The organism is Rhizobium sp. L9, from assembly GCF_002531885.1.
GTDB lineage: Bacteria > Pseudomonadota > Alphaproteobacteria > Rhizobiales > Rhizobiaceae > Rhizobium.
Window position 1 is genome coordinate 1 of sequence record NZ_NWSZ01000114.1, and the last position, 574, is coordinate 574.

General features: G+C 58.0%; 1 protein-coding gene. It reads right to left on the reverse strand.

Features of this window, described 5'->3' with window-relative positions; all coding sequences use genetic code 11:
* A partial coding sequence (locus CO660_RS32535; protein WP_245421425.1) for a polysaccharide biosynthesis protein occupies window positions 1–574 on the reverse strand: 574 nt, incomplete at both ends.

The window sequence follows — 574 nt, forward strand, 5'->3', positions numbered from 1 at the left end:
CCGGTGAACGCAAGATCGGAAACTTCACCCGTTGAGGAATAGCCGGAAACAAGTTCTGCCAGGGTCGCGCGGGCCGCGATCATGTCGTTACGATCCAATGCCGCATTGAGCGAATTGAGCTTCTTCGAAAGTTCCGGCCACAACAGGAAGTCCTCGCGCGCCTTCATGATCCGCGGATGTTCGGTTGTCTCGGGGTTATCCCCGATCAACAATTCTTCATAAAGCTTCTCGCCGGGCCTCAAGCCCGTAACGGAAAGCTCGATGTCCCCTTCGGGATTATCCACGTCCCGGACGGTCAATCCGGACAGTTCGACCATCTTGCGGGCGAGATCCGCAATGCGGACGGGCTCGCCCATATCGAGCAGGAAAACATCGCCGCCCTCGGCCATGGCGCCCGCCTGGATGACAAGTTGCGAGGCTTCCGAAATGGTCATGAAGTAGCGGGTAATTTTCGGATGCGTCAGGGTAACCGGACCGCCTTCCTTGATCTGCTGCCGGAACAGTGGCACGACGGATCCGGACGAACCAAGGACGTTCCCGAAGCGGACCATCGAGAAGTTTGTCCGCAGTCTGT